General features: G+C 63.3%; 17 protein-coding genes. 13 read left to right on the top strand and 4 right to left on the bottom strand.

What is annotated here, in order from left to right; translation table 11 throughout:
- Positions 1-5 precede the first annotated feature (5 nt).
- Together tssK and AACY42_RS09385 are read right to left on the bottom strand one after the other, a co-directional pair.
- Positions 6-1,337 carry a type VI secretion system baseplate subunit TssK gene (tssK, locus tag AACY42_RS09390; protein WP_339478819.1) on the bottom strand — a complete coding sequence of 444 codons (1,332 nt, stop codon included), beginning with the start codon at positions 1,335-1,337 and terminating at the stop codon, positions 6-8.
- Positions 1,338-1,401: 64 nt separating this feature from the next.
- Positions 1,402-1,851 carry a type VI secretion protein gene (locus AACY42_RS09385; protein ID WP_339478817.1) on the bottom strand — a complete coding sequence of 150 codons (450 nt, stop codon included), beginning with the start codon at positions 1,849-1,851 and terminating at the stop codon, positions 1,402-1,404.
- Between the two features lie 224 nt (positions 1,852-2,075).
- Here AACY42_RS09385 and tssB point away from each other — a divergent pair, with 224 nt between their 5' ends.
- The 10 genes from tssB to AACY42_RS09335 all read left to right on the top strand — a co-directional run bounded on the left by tssB (position 2,076) and on the right by AACY42_RS09335 (position 13,937).
- The gene (gene tssB / locus AACY42_RS09380; protein WP_339478816.1) at positions 2,076-2,636 is read left to right on the top strand and encodes a type VI secretion system contractile sheath small subunit; all 561 of its coding nucleotides are present in this window, start codon (positions 2,076-2,078) and stop codon (positions 2,634-2,636) included.
- Between the two features lie 29 nt (positions 2,637-2,665).
- The gene (tssC, locus tag AACY42_RS09375) at positions 2,666-4,147 is read left to right on the top strand and encodes a type VI secretion system contractile sheath large subunit (RefSeq protein WP_339478815.1); all 1,482 of its coding nucleotides are present in this window, start codon (positions 2,666-2,668) and stop codon (positions 4,145-4,147) included.
- A gap of 237 nt (positions 4,148-4,384) precedes the next feature.
- A complete protein-coding gene (locus tag AACY42_RS09370; RefSeq protein WP_109756006.1) occupies positions 4,385-4,882 on the top strand; it encodes an Hcp family type VI secretion system effector in 498 nt (165 codons plus the stop codon).
- Between the two features lie 13 nt (positions 4,883-4,895).
- Positions 4,896-5,339, top strand: coding sequence for a type VI secretion system baseplate subunit TssE (tssE, locus tag AACY42_RS09365; RefSeq protein ID WP_014337904.1), 444 nt, complete (start codon positions 4,896-4,898; stop codon positions 5,337-5,339).
- Positions 5,323-7,113, top strand: a complete 1,791-nt coding sequence (gene tssF / locus AACY42_RS09360; RefSeq protein WP_339478811.1) for a type VI secretion system baseplate subunit TssF — start codon at positions 5,323-5,325, stop codon at positions 7,111-7,113. The genes tssE and tssF overlap by 17 nt, the downstream gene beginning before the upstream one ends.
- The gene (tssG, locus tag AACY42_RS09355; RefSeq protein WP_339478809.1) at positions 7,077-8,102 is read left to right on the top strand and encodes a type VI secretion system baseplate subunit TssG; all 1,026 of its coding nucleotides are present in this window, start codon (positions 7,077-7,079) and stop codon (positions 8,100-8,102) included. The genes tssF and tssG overlap by 37 nt, the downstream gene beginning before the upstream one ends.
- 1 nt (position 8,103) lies before the next feature.
- Complete coding sequence (gene tssH, locus AACY42_RS09350) at positions 8,104-10,647, top strand: type VI secretion system ATPase TssH (RefSeq protein WP_339478808.1); 2,544 nt, start codon at positions 8,104-8,106, stop codon at positions 10,645-10,647.
- A 55-nt stretch (positions 10,648-10,702) separates the two neighbouring features.
- Complete coding sequence (locus tag AACY42_RS09345; protein ID WP_339478806.1) at positions 10,703-11,275, top strand: hypothetical protein; 573 nt, start codon at positions 10,703-10,705, stop codon at positions 11,273-11,275.
- A 95-nt stretch (positions 11,276-11,370) separates the two neighbouring features.
- A complete protein-coding gene (gene tssI, locus AACY42_RS09340) occupies positions 11,371-13,380 on the top strand; it encodes a type VI secretion system tip protein VgrG (protein WP_339478804.1) in 2,010 nt (669 codons plus the stop codon).
- 14 nt (positions 13,381-13,394) lie between these two features.
- Positions 13,395-13,937, top strand: a complete 543-nt coding sequence (locus tag AACY42_RS09335) for a toxin-antitoxin system YwqK family antitoxin (protein WP_339478802.1) — start codon at positions 13,395-13,397, stop codon at positions 13,935-13,937.
- Positions 13,938-13,995: 58 nt separating this feature from the next.
- Here the strand turns inward: AACY42_RS09335 and AACY42_RS09330 are convergent, their stop codons facing one another.
- Positions 13,996-14,391, bottom strand: a complete 396-nt coding sequence (locus AACY42_RS09330; RefSeq protein WP_003202818.1) for a DUF4280 domain-containing protein — start codon at positions 14,389-14,391, stop codon at positions 13,996-13,998.
- A gap of 180 nt (positions 14,392-14,571) precedes the next feature.
- Here AACY42_RS09330 and AACY42_RS09325 point away from each other — a divergent pair, with 180 nt between their 5' ends.
- The 3 genes from AACY42_RS09325 (at position 14,572) to AACY42_RS09315 (ending at position 17,778) form a co-directional block, all read left to right on the top strand.
- The gene (locus tag AACY42_RS09325; RefSeq protein WP_339478800.1) at positions 14,572-15,639 is read left to right on the top strand and encodes a phosphotransferase family protein; all 1,068 of its coding nucleotides are present in this window, start codon (positions 14,572-14,574) and stop codon (positions 15,637-15,639) included.
- A gap of 24 nt (positions 15,640-15,663) precedes the next feature.
- Positions 15,664-16,431 (top strand): SDR family oxidoreductase, encoded by a 768-nt coding sequence (locus AACY42_RS09320; protein WP_003180553.1) that lies wholly within the window; start codon positions 15,664-15,666, stop codon positions 16,429-16,431.
- A 231-nt stretch (positions 16,432-16,662) separates the two neighbouring features.
- Positions 16,663-17,778 carry a Gfo/Idh/MocA family protein gene (locus AACY42_RS09315; RefSeq protein ID WP_339478798.1) on the top strand — a complete coding sequence of 372 codons (1,116 nt, stop codon included), beginning with the start codon at positions 16,663-16,665 and terminating at the stop codon, positions 17,776-17,778.
- Positions 17,779-17,961: 183 nt separating this feature from the next.
- On the opposite strand, the gene AACY42_RS09310 is transcribed toward AACY42_RS09315, so the two are convergent.
- A complete protein-coding gene (locus AACY42_RS09310; protein ID WP_339478796.1) occupies positions 17,962-19,404 on the bottom strand; it encodes an FAD/NAD(P)-binding protein in 1,443 nt (480 codons plus the stop codon).
- Between the last annotated feature and the right edge of the window lie 12 nt (positions 19,405-19,416).

Genomic DNA, 19,416 nt, shown 5'->3' with positions numbered 1-19,416 from the left:
TGCGATCAGGCACTTTCACTGACTTGCGCCACGAACAACACCACTTGCCACGGGCTACTGGCCTGGGCCGATGCCGGCGCCACGATGTGCAGCGGTAATTGCGCGTCGAACCATTGCCCGCTGGCGGCCACCACAAACAAACGGGTGTCGTCGCCCACGCTGTAGGCCACCTGTTCGTTGCGGCTCATGACTTGGTGGGGCAGACCGCTCATGCGTTGTCGGCTCAGCAGCGGGACGTGCGGTGCCGACGCGATGATCGCCCCGCGCAACCACTCGACCGCCGCCTGCTCGCTGGCGCCGTTGGGCATGCGCAGGCCGATCACCAGGCGTTGGTCCGGTTGGTCGTCAGGCAACTGGATCGAGAAGACCTGCGCATTGCGCTCGAAGGCCAGGCCACGATAGCCGGCGCGAACCAGTTCCAGGGTGGTTTCCAGCCAGTCGAGCAACGGCTCGTAGCCGCGCTGCAATTCGAGGAAGTCCAGCGGTGCGAAGGCCGGGACGCCCGCCAGCGGATCGAGGGCCGACCAGCTCCCGGCCAGCCCCAGCAGCAAACCGTGGAGCGCCTGGGGCGTCGCCACCCGGGTGTTCAGCGCGCCCTCGACTTCCGGCAAGCGCGCCCACAAAGCGGTCAATTGCCGGCGAATCTCCATGGCATCATCCTGGTTGCCCGCCGCCTGGGCCTGACGCAAGCGACCCGCGAGAAACATGCACTTTTCCCGGGCCCGGGCACACATCCCGGCGACCCGCCGACCAAGGGCCGACTCCGGCAACAGGATCGGCGTTGGCGGGGTGTAGGGCACACGCCAGAAGCCGCCGCCCTCCTTGCGGATGCGCAACAGCGGCAGGCAGATCGAATCAGCCTTGCTCAGTTGGGTGCACAGCCTCGGGTTGGGTCGCCAGACGGTGATCGACTCGGGAAATGCACCGCTGGTGAGGTCCGGCAACGCCTCGCCGACCACCGATTGCAGGCGCCCCTTGAGCGGCACCAATTGCCCGGCGCGCCACAGTGGGCTAACGGCCAGGTACACCGTCACGGTGGCGTCGTCGGTCTTGTCGATCGCCTCGCCGATGTCCAACTCCAGGGTCGGCCCGACACCGGCCTGCAGGTTGACCGGCAGGCCGTCTGGCAAGGTGCCTTGCAGTTGCAGCAGCCGCACCTGGCCGGCGCTGAGGGCCGAAGGATCGACTTCCAATTGGCCGACACCCCAGAACCAAGGGTTGCAGGCCCCGGCAAAATATGCGGCCAGCGCCTCGGCACGCAGCCCTTGCAATTGAAAATGCTGGGGCAGCAATTGCATGCCCTCATGCCAGCACACCGCGTCAGGTAACAGACTCATACGACTCCCTTCGACATTCCAATGTCACCGCGCATGGCGGCCCGCGGTCACTCGAGGCTGGCTGTCATCGAACCCCATCATTCACGAGGGTCATCTCGCGACTGTCGAACTTCAGCCAGGCCTGGCGCTGATCGTCCAGCCGAAGCCGGTGGGCTCCGGGAGTGTTATAGCTGGCGAAGACCAAAAGTCCAGCGGCACGCCGGCCCTCCAACGGAAAGGGTTGCCGGTCGATGAATTGCCCCGGAACCAGCTCCAGCCCCCACACCGACATGAGTTGACGATAGTCGCGCTGGAACTGTTCGCGCTCGGCGAACCACTGGCTGGCGGTGATACCCGACAGCTGCTTGAGCAGGTCCGGGTCGTTCACCGCAATGAAATCCACCGCGATCGGCGTGTCGTCATTGGCACGCGGCGCCACGTCCAGGGTCAGGCTGTCCAGGTCGACACTGGGCGCAAAAAGCGAGCAACCGGTGAGCGCCAGGCTCAAAATAAATCCGAAAAAAAAACCACGCAAAATGAATCTTCCTTTTCTCAGCGGTCAAAAATTGTTTTTGCTTGCTTTTTTATAGACCTGTTCTAGCGTCTTGGATAGTTCGGCCAGAGCGGTCGAATGCACCAGGTTCGTCAAGGGAATGACAGGTTTTCTGCCGTCCATTTGTAACCTGCGGATCAGCAAGGGAATGCGATGAGCGGGACTCCCGATGCATTGCGCCCACATATGCATCGGAGTCGGCCGCCATGGCAGAAAGTACCCAGCACAAGCTCGACAGAGTCCGCCCTCCCCGCGTCCAGATCACCTATGACGTGGAAATCGGCAACGCCATCGAGAAAAAAGAATTGCCACTGGTTGTCGGCATTCTGGCCGACCTCTCAGGCAAGCCACTGGACCCGCTGCCCAAGCTCAATGAGCGGCGCTTTACCGAAATCGATCGGGATAATTTCAACGAGGTGCTCGCCTCCATCTCCCCCCGCGCCACGCTCCAGGTGAACAACACCCTCAGCGGCGACGACAGCAAGCTCAACATCGAACTCAACTTCCGTCATATCGACGACTTCGACCCGGTCAAGGTCGTGGAGCAGGTCACGCCGCTGCGGCGGTTGTTCGAAGCGCGCCAACGCCTGCGGGACCTTTTGACCAAGCTCGATGGCAACGACGACCTGGACAAGCTGCTGCGCGACGTGATCGCCAACACCGAAGGTCTGCAGGAAATCAAGTCGGCCCGGCCCCAGGACGTACCGCCAGAGCTGCCCGCCGTGGCCGCCACCGATGACCCTGCCCCGGCCGAACCACAGGCCTGATCGCGCGCATCATTAAGGGAGATAACGCCATGCCTGCTTCATCCAGCGCTCAAACCAGCGAGAGCACGACCCAGACCCTGTCCCTGCTGGACAAGATCATCGCCGAAGGCCGCATGGCCCACGACGACAGCCAGCAAGACTACGCCCGCGACATGCTGGCCGAATTCGCCACCCAGGTCCTCGACGAAGGCATGACCATCGACAAGGACACTGTGGCGATGATCAACGACCGCATCAGCCAGATCGACCAGTTGATCAGCGCCCAGCTCAACGAAGTGTTGCACCACCCCGAGCTGCAAAAACTCGAAGCCTCCTGGCGCGGCCTGCACCTGCTGGTGCAGAACACCGAAACCAGCACCCGGCTCAAATTGCGCCTGCTCAACGTGACCCAGAAAGAACTGCAGAACGATCTGGAAAAAGCCGTCGAATTCGACCAGAGCGCGCTGTTCAAGAAGATCTACGAGGAAGAATACGGCACCTTCGGCGGACACCCGTTCAGCCTGCTGGTGGGCGACTACACCTTTGGCCGGCATCCGCAAGACATCGGCCTGCTGGAAAAACTCTCGAACGTTGCCGCCGCCGCGCACGCCCCGTTCATTGCCGCCGCCAGCCCGCGGCTGTTCGACATGACCAGCTTCACCGAACTGGCGATCCCCAGGGACCTGTCGAAGATTTTCGAGAGCCAGGAGCTGATCAAGTGGCGCGCCTTGCGTGAAAGCGAGGACTCGCGCTACGTGTCCCTGGTGCTGCCGCACTTCCTGCTGCGCCTGCCATACGGCCCGGACACGCTGCCGGTGGAAGGCATGAACTACGTCGAAGACGTCAACGGCACCGACCACAGCAAATACCTGTGGGGCAACGCCGCCTGGACCCTGGCGCAACGCATCACCGAAGCCTTCGCCAAATATGGCTGGTGTGCCGCCATTCGCGGCGCCGAGGGCGGTGGCGCAGTCGAAGGCCTGCCGGCCCATACGTTCCGCACCAGTTCCGGGGATCTGTCGCTCAAATGCCCGACCGAAGTGGCGATCACTGACCGTCGTGAAAAAGAACTCAACGACCTGGGTTTCATCTCCCTGTGCCACAAGAAAAACAGCGACGTGGCGGTGTTCTTCGGCGGCCAGACCACCAACAAGGCCAAGGTCTACAACACCAACGAGGCCAACGCCAACGCGCGAATCTCGGCGATGTTGCCGTATGTGCTGGCGGCCTCGCGCTTCGCCCACTACCTGAAGGTGATCATGCGCGACAAGGTCGGCAGTTTCATGACCCGCGACAACGTACAGACCTACCTCAACAACTGGATCGCCGACTACGTGCTGATCAACGACAACGCGCCGCAAGAAATCAAGGCGCAGTATCCGTTGCGCGAAGCACGGGTGGACGTGACGGAAGTGGCCGGCAAGCCAGGTGCCTACAAGGCCACGGTTTTCCTGCGGCCACACTTCCAGCTGGAGGAGCTGACCGCCTCGATCCGCCTGGTGGCGACCCTGCCGCCACCGGTAGCTGCCTGACCGCCCTTGGCGAGGGAGCAAGCTCCCACGGGGCTATGTGTAGGAGCTGCCGAAGGCTGCGATCTTTGATCTTGATCTGATCTTTCGCTTTCGACTCAATAGGTAGGGGAAAGATCGCAGCCTCGTTTCACTCGACAGCTCCTACAGCGCGGTCCGCCGGGACCAGGCTTTATCGCCACAGGTTGATTCATCGGTACCAGGCACTACCTCATTCGTCTTCTTCAGGAGTTCCACACAATGGATGCAATCATTCTCGACCTCGGCGGCGACATCAAGGGCGACAGCCTGCTGGAGGGTTTCACGGACAAGATCGAGGTCATGTCCTATAGCCATAACGTGGCGATGCAGGTCACCAACGACGTCAGCAACTCGGAGCGAACCTCTGGCCGGCCCCACATCGGCGAATTCACCCTGACTAAATTCATCGACAGCTCCACCCCCTCGCTCAACGAATATTGCTGCGCCGGCAAGCCAATCCCGCAAGCCGTCATCACCATTGGCCGCAATGCCGCCGAGGGCAGCGGCAAACTCATGCCGTTCATCATCTACACCCTGACCAACGTCGTGCTGTCCAACGTCAGTGTCAGCGGCGGCACCGGCGGCAAACCGGTGGAAACCCTGTCGCTGAACTTCACCAAGATCAAATGGGAGCTCACCGCGCAGAAAGACGACGGCACCAAGGAAGGCACGGCGGGCACGACCTGGGACCTGGCCGCCAACAAAATGACCAAGTAAGGAAACCGCGCCCATGGCTGGCTTCGGGCTGCGCCCGCCCCTGTTCGAACGCCTGGCCAGCCCGGCGGATGATACCGGTCGGGTGTTCGATCGACAGGCGTTGCAAGACTCGGTGCATGCCGAACTGTCGCGCCTGTTCAATACCCGACGCGGCCCCCGGGCGCTGACCGAACCGCCGAGCATCCTGGACTACGGCATCGCCGACTGGACCGCGCTGCAACAGCAGCGCAGCGATGACCGGCGCCAACTGACCCGGGAAATCCGTCAGGCCATCACCCACTTCGAACCTCGCCTGCGCCTGGGTGAGGTCGAGGTCTGCCCGGTGCCAGGTCATCCGCAACAACTGTGCATACGGCTGCTGGGCGAGCTGCGCGGCGACCTGCATGCCTGGCCCGTGGCCTTTGTCATCGAGCACGCCGGCGACGGCCTTGAGGTACGACATGAGCGACTCGATTGACCCGCAACTGTTGGACTATTACCAACGCGAGCTGACCTGGTTGCGGCATGCCGGGAGCCTGTTCGCCGAACGCTACCCCAAGGTCGCCCGGCGCCTGGAGTTGTCTCCCGGCGAATGCCCCGACCCGCATGTCGAGCGCCTGTTGGAAGGTTTCGCCCTGTTGGCCGCCCGCTTGCAACGCCGACTGGATGACGACTACGCCGAATTCAGCGATGCCCTGCTCGAACAGCTTTACCCGTTGGCCATGCGGCCCTTGCCGTCGTGCGCCATCGTGCAGTTCCAACCCGACCCCAGCAAAGGCAACTTGAACGAGGGCTACCCGCTGCCCCGCGACACACCGTTGTTCGTCACCACGGACAAAGGCCAGAGCATTCATTTTCGGACCACCGCCGCCGTGCATTTGTGGCCGGTGGAAATCAGCGAGGCATTGCTGCTGGGCAGCGATGAAGCCCAGGCGCTGACCGGAGTGGTCCGCGCCCGCTCGGCCTTGCGCCTGGAGCTGCGGTGCCTGGGCGAAAGCCAGTGGTCGACGCTGGGAATCAACACGCTGCGGGTGCACCTGGCAGCATCACCGATCATCAACGCCGGGCTTTACGACCTGCTGGGCGCGCACGCCATCGAGGTCCTGGCCGGTGCGCCCGGCAGCGTGCCGGAACCGCTGAAGGGCTTGCCACAGATCGTCGGCTTCGCCAGTGACCAGGTCTTGCTGCCGGACGAAGACGGCGTGCACCCCAGCATGCGCCTGCTGGCCGAGTACTTTGCCTTCCCGGATAAATTCGGCTTCTTCGACCTGCCACTGGCCGGCGCCACCAGCGATGGCCCGTCGTTGTACCTGTACATCGTTTTCGACCGTCCTCCCACCAGCCGCCTGCCGCTCCAGGCCAGTGACATCGCCCTGGGCTGCACGCCAGTGATCAACCTGTTCCCCAGGACATCCGAGCCGCTGCGCCCGGATGGCACCCGCAGCGAGTATCGGTTGGTGGCCGACAGTCATCGGGAAAACAGCGTCGAGATCCACAGCATCCGTGGCATGCGCGCCATGTCCAGCCAGGGCGTGCGCAAAGTGCCGGCCTATTACGGCAACCAGCATGGCAGCGACCAAACCTGTTATTGGCATGCGCGACGGGTCAGTGGCATGAGCCCGAACCGATTGGGTACCGACTTGATGGTCAGCCTGGTGGACACCCAGTTCGACCCGTTGGCCGACACCCGTGACTACAGCCTCACCGCCGAACTGCTGTGCACCAACCGCCACCTGGCCCAGAGCCTGCCGGCCGGCACCCCGATGGGTTTCGAGCGCCCGGGGCCAGTGGCCTGGGCGCGCCTGCGCAACCCACCCAGCCCGCAAAGCCTGCCGCGCCTGGACGGCGAATCGCGCTGGCGGCTGGTGTCGCAATTGACCCTCAACCATCTGTCGCTGGTCGAAGGCCCCCAGGCGTTGGACGCACTGCGCGAAATTCTCGAATTGCACAACCTGCGGGACGAGGCCAGCGCCCATCGCCAGATCGAAGGGGTATCGGGGCTGAGTTGCGACCGGGTCATCGCCCATGTCGGCGAAGACGCCTGGCGCGGCTGGCGCAACGGCCTGGAGGTGCGCCTGCAACTGGACCCGCAACACTTCGTCGGTAGCAGCGCCGTGCTGTTCTCCGGGGTGCTGGCGCAATTCTTTTCCCTTTATGCCACCGCCAATCGCTTCGTGCGCACCGTGCTGGTCCAGTCCGACAAGGAGGTGAAGACATGGCAACCCCAAGCCGGCAAACCCCTGGTGCTCTGAACCTGAGCCAGCGCCTGCGGCGCGACCCACAACGCTTCGAATGGCTCCAGGCCTTGCTGTTGCTCGAACGTGAACATCCCCAGGCCGAGCCCCTGGGCAGCGGCACCGCGCCGCACGCCGAAGCCTTGCGTCTGCGCGGGCCGTTGACGCCGCTGTTCGCCGCCAGCGAAGTGGAAAGCCTGGGCCAGGAACCCGGCCTGCCGCCAACCCTGACCACACCGATCTTCGGCCTCGGCGGTCCGGACGGCCCGTTGCCCTACGCCTACCAGGAATGGCTGCAACAACGGGCACGGGCGAAGGATCATGCCCCGGCGCAGTTCCTCGACCTGTTCCAGCATCGCCTGCTCAGCCTGCTTTACAAGGTGATGCGCAAGCATCGCATCGCCCTGGGTTTCACGGCCCCAGGCGCGTCCGCCGTACACGCGCAACTGCGGGCGTTGACCGGCCTGCTGCCCAAGGCCTTGCAGGAGCGACAGGCCGCCCCCGACTCGGCGGCACTGGCCTGCACCGCGCTGTACGCCGATGGCCGGCGCTCTCTGGACGGGTTCGCGGCGATTGTCCGCGAACAGTTCGGGCTGCCCGTGGAGCTGACCGCCTACGAAGGTGGCTGGCGTGAAGTCCCGCCGGCCAGCCGCAGCCGCTTGCAACCGGGCGGGCGCAACCTGTGCCTGGGCCGCAACGCGGTGGCCGGCTCCCACGTCTGGGACGAACATGCCGGCGTGCGCCTGACCCTCGGCCCGCTGAACACGGGCCAGGCCAGCGGATTGCTGCCCAACGGCGAAACCCATCCGCTGCTCGCCAGCCTTTATGCCCTGTACTTCGGCCCTGACCTGGATTGCACCCTGGTGTTGCTGATCCGTGGCGCCGGCCCGCTGCAACTGGACCGCCAGGCAGCGCCACGGCTGAACTGGAACGGTGGCCTGCAACGCCAGCCAACCCTCGCCGTGCAACGGATCGAAACCCGCCTTCGTCAGCCGGAGATTGCCTGAAATGGAACTGGCCAGCCTGATCGGACGCCTCAACCCGGACAACCGCCGCGCCTTGGAACGGGCCGCACAACGCTGCATGCAGCGCAGCCACCACTATGTGGAAATCGAACACCTGCTGCTGGAATTGCTCGACATCGAGGGCGGTGACTTTGCCTGTCTGCTACCACGCTTCGGCCTGGAGCGTGACGCAGTGGCAGCAGAAACCAACAAGGCCCTGGACCTGTTCAAATCCGGCAGCACCCGCACGCCCGCCTTGTCGGCACAAACCATCGGTCTGTTGGAAGACGCCGTGGTCCAGGCCAGCGTGCTGGGCCTGGACAGCATCCGCTCCGGGCTGTTGCTGCTGGCGCTGCTGGACCGTGATGAGCGCCGCAGCCTGCTGCTCAACAGCGCCTCGTCGTTGCTGCGCATTCCCCGCGATGCCCTGCGCGCCCACCTATTGGAATGGACCGAAAGCTCCCGTGAGCATGTCGGTGGCGTGCGCCCGGCCAAACCCGGCGCGCCACCCCAGAAACAAGACCCGGTGCTGGACCAGTACACCCAGGACCTGACCGCCGACGCCCGGGCCGGGCGCATCGACCCCATCGTTGGCCGCGACGGCGAAATCCGCCAGTGCATCGACATCCTGCTCCGGCGCCGGCAGAACAACCCGATCCTGGTGGGCGCACCGGGCGTCGGCAAGACCGCGGTGGTGGAAGGCCTGGCCCTGCGTATCGCCGCCGGCGATGTGCCGCCATCGTTGCAGGAAGTCACCCTGCGCGTCCTCGACCTGGGCCTGTTGCAGGCCGGTGCGGGCGTCAAAGGTGAGTTCGAACAACGCCTCAAAGGCGTGATCGACGCGGTAGGCAGCGCCGAAAAACCGATCATCCTGTTCATCGACGAAGCCCATACACTGATCGGTGCCGGTGGTGCGGAAGGCGGCAGCGACGCGGCCAACCTGCTCAAGCCGGCCCTGGCCCGGGGGGAACTGCGCACCCTGGCCGCCACCACCTGGCTGGAATACAAAAAATATTTTGAGAAAGACCCGGCCCTGGCCCGCCGCTTCCAACTGGTGCAGGTCGAAGAACCGGACGAACTCACCGCCGTGGAAATGCTCCGGGGCGTGGCGAGCAAACTGGAACAGCACCACGGCGTGCAGGTGCTGGACGCGGCCATCCACGAGGCAGTGAAGCTGTCCCACCGCTACATCTCCGGGCGACAGTTGCCGGACAAGGCCATCAGCGTGCTCGACACCGCCTGCGCCCGGGTCGCCCTCGGCCAGCACGACGTACCGCCGCCGCTGGAAAGCCTGCGCCATCGGCAGAACAGCCTCAAGGACGAGGTCGAACGCCTGCGCCGGGAACAGGCCACCGGGCTCGATCACCGCGAGCGCATCACCCTGCTCGAAGGCGAATCGACCAGCAACGTGCACGCCATCCGCGAGCTGGAAACCCGCTGGGGCGAAGAGCGCGAAGCCGTGCGCGAACTGCTCGACACCCGGCGCGAACTGCTTGCCCTGAGCGAACGCGCCGACAGTGAAAAAACCGACACCGAGATCGATAACCGCATCGACCACCTGGCCGCCGAACTGCTGCGCCTGGAGGCGGGCCTGGATGCCATTCGCCAGGACGATCCGCTGGTGCCCGAACAGGTGGACAGCAAGACCGTCGCCGCCGTGATTGCCGGCTGGACCGGCATCCCGGTCGGCAAGATGCTCGCCGACGAAGCCCACGCCGTGCGCACCCTCGGCCAGCGCATGGGCCAGCGGGTCATGGGCCAGAGCACGGCGCTGAACACCATCGCCCAACGCCTGCAAGCCTACCGCGCCGGCCTCACCGACCCACAGAAACCGGTCGGGGTGTTCCTGCTGGTGGGCCCCACCGGCGTGGGCAAGACCGAAACCGCCTACGCCCTGGCCGACGCTTTGTACGGCGGTGAACGCAACCTGATCAGCATCAACCTCTCGGAATACCAGGAAGCCCACACCGTCAGCCAACTCAAAGGCGCCCCGCCCGGCTATGTCGGCTACGGCAGCGGTGGTGTGCTCACCGAAGCGGTGCGGCGCAAACCCTATTCGGTGGTGTTGCTGGATGAAATCGAAAAGGCCCACCCGGATGTGCTCGAGGCCTTCTATAACGTCTTCGACAAAGGGCTGATGGAAGACGGCACCGGCCTGGTGGTGGACTTCAAGAACACCGTAATGCTCGCCACCAGCAACGTCGGCGCCGAATTGCTACTGGACACGCCGGCCGCGCAGTTGGGCAGCGACGCCTTCAACGAAGCCTTGCACAAGGTGCTGCTGCAAGCGTTCCGTCCGGCATTTTTGGCACGCCTGACCGTGGTGGCGTACCGGCCGCTGGATGAGGCAACGCTGGAGGCCATTGTGCTGGCCAAACTGGAGAAATTGCGTGGGCGCTACAAGGCCGCGACCGGCAAGCAATTCGAGTTCGACGCTGGGATCGTCAAGGCCGTGTTGGCCAAGTGCAGCGCGGCGGGAGCAAGGGATGTGGAGAATGTATTGATGACGCAAGTGACGGGGAAGTTGGCGGAGTGGGTGTTGGAGTAATACCGCTGGACTGGCCGACTTTTTCAGCAGTTTTTACATAACGGAGATCGGCATCATGACGGAAGGAGACTTTTTGAATGTTGTATTACAAGCGGCCGGTGCCCATCCGCAGGACTTCTCCGGCACCCCCAGCCAATACAGTAAAAGCTGGACCTCGGACGGCCCTTGGGAACATGCCGCCCAGGTCGAGATTGCCTATCATCTGAAACGTGGCTACGGCATCACAGCCAAAGTAAGAGAGATCGCCTATCCCTCGCCCTACCATTCAGAGAAGGTCGATTTCTATTTCAACCTTGCCGGGAAGACGTATGCCGTGGAAATCAAGGTAGAGAGCACCAATGGAAACTTTGGCGGCGCCAATCTCCAGGAGGCGATCACTCGCGATGTCAACAAGCTCCACGGTTTCAACGCCGACAATCGCTGGGTCGTGGTCATCGCAACCAGTCAGAAGAATCGTGACCTGCTGGACAAAACATTGAACCGTGGTGACTCCTGGGTGTTCGATGTTGAGGGCGCTTTCACCGCCTACCTTTGCAACATTGACACTTACCCCCATGGCCTGCCCATGAGTCGCTCGGAAGATTTGAGTGCGCCCTACAACTTCATCACCACCCACTACAGTTCATGATTGCCACCCTGCGGCGCCAGCGGGGCCGCGCACTGAAGCCTGCGATGTTGCCGGTCCGTCTGGCGCGTACTGTTTGACGTCTTGAGGTCTTCCGAATGCCCCGCCCCACCGACAGCAACACCACTCTCTCCCTCACCGCCGCCACGCTGTCGGCGCTGTACCCTGAATCGCTGTCCGGCGAAGAGAGCCTCAATGCCTTGGGCTCGCACATCCTCAACGGCATCAACGACGGCCCAGCGCTGACGCTCACCAGCGCCGTCGCCAGCCATGTCACCATGACCCTGCACAAGGATGCGTTGTTGCGCCCGCTGGACTGTCTGGTCGCGGAAATCCGTCAGCTCCCCGCCGACGCTACCGCCGAACGCTATCAACTTTTGCTGCGCCCATGGCTTTGGTGGCTGACCCTGGCGAGCAACAACCGGGTGTTCCAGAACCTTGCCACCGCGGACATTGTCACCACGATTTTCAAGGCCCATGGCTTCACCGACTTTCAGCTCAAGCTGACTGGCAGCTACACCCCACGCGAATACTGTGTGCAATACGGTGAAACCGATCTGGCCTTTGTTTCGCGGTTGATGGAAGAAGACGGGATTTTCTGGTTCTTCAGCCACGAGCAGGGCAAGCACACGCTGGTATTGGGCGACAGCAACGATGCGTTCTTGCCGATCCCCAATGGCCCGACGGTGAATTATCTCGGGCAGAAAATGGGGGATCGGGAACTGCACGGCGTCCGCTCAGGCCAGCTGTGCCTGCAAGCGGTGGCCGGGGTCTATCAGGCGACCGATTACCAATTCACCACGCCAACGACGTCGCTCTACAGCCAGGCCGAAGCCGTGGCTGGGCCGAGTTCGATATACGAGCATCCGGGCGGCTATGACGCCAAGGGCCAGGGCGATGCGTTGACCAAACAGCGGGTGGATGGCCTGCGCAGCCAGGAGAAGCGTTTTGTCGGCGAAAGCGACTGCCGCTGGCTGGTGCCGGGGTATTGGTTCACCCTCGCCGGCCATGAAGACCCGACGCTGAATATCGATTGGGTGGTGACCTCAGTCAGCCACGAAGCCAGCCACGATAGCTACCGCAACCGCTTCGAGGCGATTCCCAAGGCCACGACTTATCGACCGGCCCGCACCACGCAAAAACCGCGCATGCACACCCAGACCGCGCTGGTGGTGGGCAAGGCCGGCGAAGAAATCTGGACCGACGAATACGGGCGGATCAAGTTGCAGTTCCCTTGGGACCGCACCGGCAAGAACGACGAGACCTCATCCTGCTGGGTTCGTGTGGTATTGCCCTGGAGCGGCAAGGGTTTTGGCATGCAGTTCGTGCCGCGTATCGGCCAGGAAGTCATCGTCACCTTCATCGACGGCGACCCCGACCGGCCACTGGTGACCGGCTGTGTCTACAACGGTGACAACGCCCTGCCCTACGCGCTGCCGGCCAACCAGACCCAGTCCGGGATCAAGACCCACTCGTCCAAGGGCGGCGGCGGTTTCAACGAATTGCGCTTCGAGGACAAGAAGGACGCCGAGGAGGTTTTTCTCCAGGCCCAGAAAGACTTCAACATCAACGTGCTCAACGACACCACTGCCACGGTCGGTCACGATGAAACCCTCACGGTGCAGAACGCTCGCACTCGCACGGTCAAGGAAGGCGACGAAACCGTCACCCTGGAAAAAGGCAAACGCAGCGTGACCATCCAGACCGGCAGCGACAGCCTTGATGTCAAGGACACCCGCACCGTCACCGTGGGTTCGGACCAGAACCACAGCACCGGCGGCGACTACGCGCACAAGGTCAGCGGTAACTATGAGCTGACGGTGGACGGCAACCTGACCATCAAGGTGAGCGGCACCTTGACCCTGCAAAGCGGCGGTAGCTTCGCGATCAAGAGCGGTGCGGACCTGGCGGCCCAGGCCAGCACGTCCATCAGCCAGAAGGCTGGAACCGCCCTGAGCAACCAGGCCGGTACGTCATTGGAAAACAAGGCCGGCACAACCTTGACCAATGATGCCGGCATCAGCCTGGTGAACAAGGCCGCCGCCGAACAGACCGTGGACGGCGGCGGCATGCTGACCATCAAGGGCGGCCTGGTGAAGGTCAACTGACGGGAGCCGTGCCAATGACCTCGAAAAAACTCGACGTGGAGCGTGACGACAGCCACCTGAGCGGGCAACTGGTTGACGGCCACCTCGACGGCCCACTGCAGATTGATGAGGCCCAGCGCCCGCAAGCGAAACTCAACTATCAACGGGGTGAACTGCAAGGCACCAGCACGCTGTATCACCCCAACGGCAAGGTCTCGGCGGTGTTGCCGTTCGTCAGAGGTAAACTGCAGGGCGTGGCGAGCTTCTATGGGGCCGAAGGTGGGTTGCAACGCCAGGCCACGTATCGCCGCGGGTTGCTGCACGGTGAGGCGAACAACTACTTTCCCGACGGGCAACTGGCCGAAGCCGAAGTCTATCGCGACGGCGTGCGCGACGGCCGCTATCGCCGCCTGCACCCCAATGGCAAACCGGCGGTCGAAGCCCGCTACCTCAATGGCCAACTGCTGGAACCGGCACACGCCTACGCTGAAGACGGTCGACCACTGGACGCCGACGGCAAGCCTATCTCCAGGGTGCGCTGGTGGTTCAGGCGCTGGAATGATCCGGCGCAAGCCTGAACACACCACTCCCAGAGGGGATTGAAGGTGGGCAGCTAGCCTGCGTCCACCACAACCATCAGGGAATCAACATCTGCACCTGCCCCGGCACAACGATCTTGATCACCCCGGCCCAAGTGCACATCAAGGTGCTGTTGGCATCGATGGCCGGCATGTTGCCCAGCAACAGGGTCGGGGCGCCGCCGGGGATCCAGGGGGCGGCGGTGGCCGGGATGCAGGGCATGGGGGTCAGCACACCGAGTGCCGCAGCGGTGGCGGCGGCCACTGTCGGGTTCGCCAGGCTCATGCACATGCCAAACGTGGTGATGTTCACCAAAGGAATGTGATCCATGATATTCGCCGCCGGCATCCCGCCGGTCAGCAGCCGATTGACCGGCAGCACATTGAGCACCGCCGGGGCCGCGCCGAAACTGCATTGCAAGGTTGCGGTACCACAGACTTGCGGGCATCCCATCACGATGGCTCCCTGAAAAGCGACAGACGCTCAAACCATAGCTCATCCACCCGGCATCAGGCCCGCTGATTATCCTGCAACACGCTAACCTATAAGACCTTGGCGTGCTTGTGACGCCTGTCACCTGCCATTAGATTAGCCAATGATCGATGGCCTCCAAAATAAGCAGAAGGGATAAGCATGGCGTTTACTGATCAGTCCACCCGTGTCCGCGACGGTGAAGAACTCGATGCCAGTCTGATCGACCCGTACCTCAAGGCCCATATTCCAGGCCTCACCGGTACGCCGCAGATCAGCCAGTTTCCCGGTGGCGCTTCGAACCTGACTTACCTGCTGGAATACCCTGAACAGGAATTCGTCCTGCGGCGTCCGCCGTTCGGCCATAAAGCCAAGTCCGCCCACGACATGGGGCGTGAGTTCCGCATACTCAATCAGTTGCGCGAAGGTTTTCCGTATTGCCCGAAAGCCTACGTGCACTGCACCGACGAGTCGGTGATGGGGACCGAGTTCTACGTGATGGAACGGGTCAAGGGCATCATCCTGCGCTCCGACCTGCCGCCGGAACTGGGTTTCGACGCTGCCCGTACCGAAGCCCTGTGCAAGAGCTTCATCGACCGGCTCGTCGAACTGCACCAGGTCGACTACAAGGCCTGCGGCCTGGCCGACCTGGGAAAACCCGAAGGCTACGTGGCCCGGCAGATCCGTGGCTGGAGCGACCGTTACGAAAAAGCCCTGACCCCGGACGCGCCGAAATGGGAGGCGGTCAAGGCCTGGCTCAACGACAAAATGCCGGCCGACCACCCCACCTCCAGCATCGTGCACAACGACTACCGCTTCGACAACGTGATTCTGGACCCTGACAACCCGATGCAAATCATCGGCGTGCTGGACTGGGAACTGACCACCATTGGCGATCCGCTGATGGACCTGGGCAACAGCCTCGCCTACTGGATCGAATCCGGCGACCCGGCACCGGTGCAACTGATGCGCCGCCAACCGAGCCATGCACCGGGCATGCTGACCCGTCGCGAGTTCGTCGATTACTACGCCGAACGCGCCGGAATGCGCATCGACAACTTCGACTTCTATTACACCTACGGCCTGTTCCGCCTGGCCGGCATCGTCCAGCAGATCTACTACCGCTTCTTCCACGGCCAGACCCAGGACAAACGCTTCGCGCAGTTCGTTCAAATGAACAAACTGCTGGAGCAGATGAGCCTGCAGGTCATCAGCAAATCCACGCTCTGAGCGCACCTATAACAAGGAAACAGCATGTCCAAGACCCAGTTGTTCGACCTCGACGGTAAAATCGCTTTCGTTTCCGGCGCCAGCCGCGGCATCGGCGAGGCCATCGCCAAACTGCTGGCCCAGCAAGGCGCCCATGTGATCGTTTCCAGCCGCAAGCTCGACGGTTGCCAGCACGTGGCCGACGCCATCATCGCCGCCGGCGGCAAGGCCACCGCCATTGCGTGCCACATCGGTGAAATGGAGCAGATCAGCCAGGTGTTCGCCGGCATCCGCGAACAGTTCGGACGCCTGGACATCCTGGTCAACAACGCCGCCACCAACCCGCAATTCTGCAACGTCCTGGACACCGACCTGGGTGCGTTCCAGAAAACCGTGGACGTGAACATCCGCGGCTACTTCTTCATGTCGGTGGAAGCCGGCAAGCTGATGCGCGAGAACGGCGGCGGCAGCATCATCAACGTAGCGTCGATCAACGGCATCTCGCCGGGGATCTTCCAGGGCATCTACTCGGTGACCAAGGCTGCGGTGATCAACATGACCAAAGTCTTCGCCAAGGAGTGCGCGCAGTTCGGCATCCGCTGCAACGCCCTGCTGCCGGGCCTGACCGACACCAAGTTCGCCTCGGCACTGGTCAAGAACGACGCCATCCTGAAGACCGCCCTGGCGCAGATCCCCCTCAAGCGCGTGGCCGACCCGAGCGAAATGGCCGGCGCGGTGCTGTACCTGGCCAGCGACGCGTCGAGCTATACCACGGGTGTGGCGTTGAATGTGGATGGTGGGTTCCTGTCCTGACAGTGAGCGCCATGGCAGACCGGTGAGAAACCCTGTGGGAGCGAGCCTGCTCGCGATAGCGTTGTATCAGTCAGACACGTACTGCTGACCCACCGCTATCGCGAGCAGGCTCGCTCCCACAAGGGATCTCTGCAATCGCGAAAATGAATATTTATTCCAGTATTTTCAATTAACGAATATTTATTCCATAAAGAACCCTTCTAAAAATAACAATTCAAAGGGCTCTTTCTCATGCGTGAACTCGGCATCGGTCTGATTGGCACCGGCTTCATGGGCCGTGCCCATGCCTTGGCGTTCCACAATGCCAAGGCGGTGTTCGACCTCCCCCTGAACCTGGCACTGGCGGCCCTGGCCGACGCCGATCCGCAACGTGCCCGGCAATGCGCCCACAGCTGGGGGTTCGAGACGGCCCACAGCGACTGGCAACAACTGATCGACGACCCGAAGGTCAACCTGATCGCCATCACCACACCCAACCACCTGCACTTCCCCATGGCCATGGCGGCGTTGGCGGCGGGCAAGCCGGTCTATTGTGAAAAGCCCCTGGCGGTGTCCCTGGAACAGGCCGAGCAGATGCGCCAGGCGGCCAAGGCAGCCGGGGTGGTGACGCGGGTCGGCTACAACTACCAGCACAACCCGATCATTCAACGGGCGCGGGACATGATCCAGCGCGGCGAACTGGGACAGATCATCAGTTTCCAGGGCGAATTCAGCGAAGACTTCATGGCCGACCCCGCCTCGCCGTGGTCATGGCGCTGCGAAACGGCCCACGCCGGCGGCGCACTGGCGGACCTGGGCAGCCACTTGCTGGCCATGGCCCGGCACTTGTTGGGCGATGTCGAGGCCGTGTGCGCTGACAGCCAGACCGTGCACAGCCAACGCCCTGCCAGCGTGGGCAATGCCGAACAACGCGCCATTGCGGTCGATGACCAGGTCCACGCGCTGCTGCGTTTCGCCAACGGCGCCCGGGGCACGGTGAGCAGCAGTTGGCTCAAGCACGGCTACAAGAACCACCTGAGTTTCGAGATCAGCGGCACCCTCGGCACCCTGGCGTTCGATCAGGAACGGCTGAATGAACTGTGCTTGTGTCGCGTCGGCCAGGCAGGTTTCCAGCGCCTGCTGGCCGGCCCGGATTTGCCCGGTTACGCCGCGTTCAGCCCAGCCGCCGGTCACCAGTTGGGGTACAACGAATTGAAGACCCTGGAAGTCCAGGAACTGGTGATGACCCTCGCAGGCGAAGGCGGCAGCGGGACCGACTTCGAAGAGGCCTGGGAAGTGGAGCGGCTGGCGGCGGCGATTCGTGTGGCGGCGCGGGAGGAGCGTTGGGTCAAGATCAGCGAGCTATAAGCGCTCATTTATGCCCATTTTGTGAATCCCTGTAGAAAGGGGATTTATCCCCATCTGTGGGAGCAAGGCTTGCCCGCGATGAAGATGACGCGGTCTCCCTGGGAACCGAGGCGCCTGCATCGCGAGCAAGCTTTGCTCCCACGCAGCGGGGATAAATCCCCTCGCCACAGGGGGTGTTCAATTTCAATCTTGGGTTTGCAGTTCAACCAACCGCCCAGCCAGCGCCTTAGCCTGGCTCGCCACATCAGTCACAGCAGTACTTTCCCACCACATCCCCCGCAACGGCGGGCCCATGGCAAACAGGCGGCTGGCGGGCTCGCCTCGAGCGTCCAGCACCGCGCCATCGGCACGCGCGGCGATGCCCAGGGCCAGCGGTCCGGGCTGGATCAACCCACGGGCCAACAGCTGTTGCGGCAACGGTCGTGCAACCCGGCGCCAGTCATATTCAATGCCACTGGAGTTGATCAGCGCCGCGCCCTGCACCACTGCCAGTCCGGCCTCGCCCCGGCGGCGGATGCTAATACCCAGCGTGCCCTCGGCAGAGGACGCCAGCCCCTTGAACGACGCCGCCTGAATCCGCAACCGCCCTTCCCCATGCAAACGCGCCACCAGCTCCGCGCTCAGCGGTGGCGAACGATGGTGATGGCTCTCCCACCATGGCCGTACATGGCGGACGAACTGCCGGCGTTGCACATCGCTGGCCTGGTTCCACAACCGCCCGATGTGCGCGCGCACCGTGTCCAACGGGGCCTGCCAATCGATGCCTTGGGCCTGGGCCTGACGGCATTGCTCGCGCAGGGCCCGCATCAACTGGCGTGGCGACCGCAGGCTGTGATCGTCGGCGAGGAAATCCACCCAGGCGGGGGGCTGGCGGCGCACATGGGGCAGCAGGCCATGGCGGGAAAACACTTCGATCGGCCCGCGATGCCCGGCCTGTTCCAGGGACACGACGGCATCGACCATGGTCAGACCCGAGCCGATGATCAGCACCGTGGACTGCGGATCAAGCTGGCGCATCGCAGCCACATCCCAAGGATCCAGGGCCGTGGCATTCAGGCCGCTGGACTCGGTCTGCGGGGTGCGTGCCGCCGCGAACATGCCGGTGGCCAGTACCACGAAACGGCCGCGCAAGACCCGGCCGTCATCCAGCGTGAGCATCACGGCATCTTCAGCAACCCGCAGGTCCACGGCCTCCCCGCGCACGTGCTCGGCGGTTGAGCCGTTCCGTGCGCCCACCTCGCGAGCCTCGGCCAGCCGTTGTTGCACATAGAGGCCAAACATCCCTCGGGGTGGGAACAACTCGCTGATCGGTACATGCTGCTGATCCGACTCGGGCCAACCGCCGGCCTCGATGAACGCGGTGAGCCATTGGGTCAGGTCATCGGCGTTGTCCGGGTCGACGCTCATGCGCGCCGCGTTGCCGTTCAAAGTGTGGCCCAGCTCCACGGCACTGTAGGCCTCGCCCCGACCCAGTTCACTGCGCGGCTCGACGATCAGCACCTCGCGCCGGCCCGGCAGGCGCAGCAACTGCGCGGCCAGCATGGCACCGCTCAAACCGCCACCGATGATCAGGATATCGGCTTCGCGGATGAGGCCGCTGCCCTGTTGCTCCAGCGCTGTGTCCATACGGCTCTCCCC

Origin of the sequence: Pseudomonas sp. RL_5y_Pfl2_73, assembly GCF_963970515.1 — a bacterium.
In the GTDB taxonomy this organism is placed as follows: domain Bacteria; phylum Pseudomonadota; class Gammaproteobacteria; order Pseudomonadales; family Pseudomonadaceae; genus Aquipseudomonas.
The sequence above is the reverse complement of the archived record's forward strand: the minus strand, read 5'-3'. Positions and strand labels throughout refer to the sequence as shown.

Coding starts and splice junctions, on each gene's coding strand:
- tssK (WP_339478819.1), bottom strand. CDS start 1,337: ATGAGTCTGTTACCTGACGCGGTGTGCTGGCATGAGGGCATGCAATTG.
- tssB (WP_339478816.1), top strand. CDS start 2,076: ATGGCAGAAAGTACCCAGCACAAGCTCGACAGAGTCCGCCCTCCCCGC.
- tssC (WP_339478815.1), top strand. CDS start 2,666: ATGCCTGCTTCATCCAGCGCTCAAACCAGCGAGAGCACGACCCAGACC.
- AACY42_RS09370 (WP_109756006.1), top strand. CDS start 4,385: ATGGATGCAATCATTCTCGACCTCGGCGGCGACATCAAGGGCGACAGC.
- tssE (WP_014337904.1), top strand. CDS start 4,896: ATGGCTGGCTTCGGGCTGCGCCCGCCCCTGTTCGAACGCCTGGCCAGC.
- tssF (WP_339478811.1), top strand. CDS start 5,323: ATGAGCGACTCGATTGACCCGCAACTGTTGGACTATTACCAACGCGAG.
- tssG (WP_339478809.1), top strand. CDS start 7,077: ATGGCAACCCCAAGCCGGCAAACCCCTGGTGCTCTGAACCTGAGCCAG.
- tssH (WP_339478808.1), top strand. CDS start 8,104: ATGGAACTGGCCAGCCTGATCGGACGCCTCAACCCGGACAACCGCCGC.
- AACY42_RS09345 (WP_339478806.1), top strand. CDS start 10,703: ATGACGGAAGGAGACTTTTTGAATGTTGTATTACAAGCGGCCGGTGCC.
- tssI (WP_339478804.1), top strand. CDS start 11,371: ATGCCCCGCCCCACCGACAGCAACACCACTCTCTCCCTCACCGCCGCC.
- AACY42_RS09335 (WP_339478802.1), top strand. CDS start 13,395: ATGACCTCGAAAAAACTCGACGTGGAGCGTGACGACAGCCACCTGAGC.
- AACY42_RS09330 (WP_003202818.1), bottom strand. CDS start 14,391: ATGGGATGCCCGCAAGTCTGTGGTACCGCAACCTTGCAATGCAGTTTC.
- AACY42_RS09325 (WP_339478800.1), top strand. CDS start 14,572: ATGGCGTTTACTGATCAGTCCACCCGTGTCCGCGACGGTGAAGAACTC.
- AACY42_RS09320 (WP_003180553.1), top strand. CDS start 15,664: ATGTCCAAGACCCAGTTGTTCGACCTCGACGGTAAAATCGCTTTCGTT.
- AACY42_RS09315 (WP_339478798.1), top strand. CDS start 16,663: ATGCGTGAACTCGGCATCGGTCTGATTGGCACCGGCTTCATGGGCCGT.
- AACY42_RS09310 (WP_339478796.1), bottom strand. CDS start 19,404: ATGGACACAGCGCTGGAGCAACAGGGCAGCGGCCTCATCCGCGAAGCC.